The sequence below is a fragment of the Streptomyces sp. col6 genome, assembly GCF_008042035.1.
Classification (GTDB): Bacteria; Actinomycetota; Actinomycetes; order Streptomycetales; family Streptomycetaceae; genus Streptomyces.
The window spans coordinates 1-701 of record NZ_RDBL01000074.1 but is presented as its reverse complement, the minus strand read 5'-3'; the positions used below and the strand labels follow the sequence as shown (position 1 = coordinate 701).

The 701-nt window shown below is 73.8% G+C and carries 1 pseudogene; it reads right to left on the bottom strand.

Annotation, left to right across the window (positions count from 1 at the left end):
• Positions 1–556, bottom strand: a pseudogene (locus EAO73_RS35390) (hypothetical protein); the annotation flags it as partial.
• Positions 557–701: the final 145 nt, after the last annotated feature.

Here is a 701-nt window from a genome sequence, read left to right as displayed (position 1 = left end):
GCCAGCCGTTCGGCGCGGGGCCGTCGGTGGTGAGGGGGACGTCGTAGGGGAGGGCGAGGGAGGCGATGACGGCGACGAGGGCGCCGATGCCGCTGACCCAGGCTCCGGGTTCGAGGTTGACGACGCCGCCGAGCTCGTAGGAGATGGCGCCCATGGCGTAGCCGGTGGTGCCGAGGGTGGCGAGGGCCAGGAGGCGGACGGGGCTGTTGGTGCCGGCGGGGGTGAGCCAGCGCAGTCCGGGGATGCCGTAGCCGGTGAGGGCGAAGAGCAGGGTGAGGATCGCGCCGGTGAGGGTGAGGACCTGGAGGCCGCCGGGGTAGCCGGTGACGGTGAGGTCGCCGGGGAATTCGGAGGTCCAGGTCCAGGGGAGGAGGGTGCCGGCGAGGCTGTTGCGGAAGCGCTGCCAGCCGTTCGGCGCGGGGCCGTCGGAGCCGTTCGGCGCGTCGTAGGGGAGGGCGAGGGAGGCGATGACGGCGACGAGGGCGCCGATGCCGCTGACCCAGGCTCCGGGTTCGAGGTTGACGACGCCGCCGAGCTCGTAGGAGATGGCGCCCATGGCGTAGCCGGTGGTGCCGAGGGTGGCGAGGGCCAGGAGGCGGACGGGGCTGTTGGTGCCGGCGGGGGTGAGCCAGCGCAGTCCGGGGATGCCGTAGCCGGTGAGGGCGAGGATGCCGTAGCCGGTGAGGGCGAAGAGCAGGGTG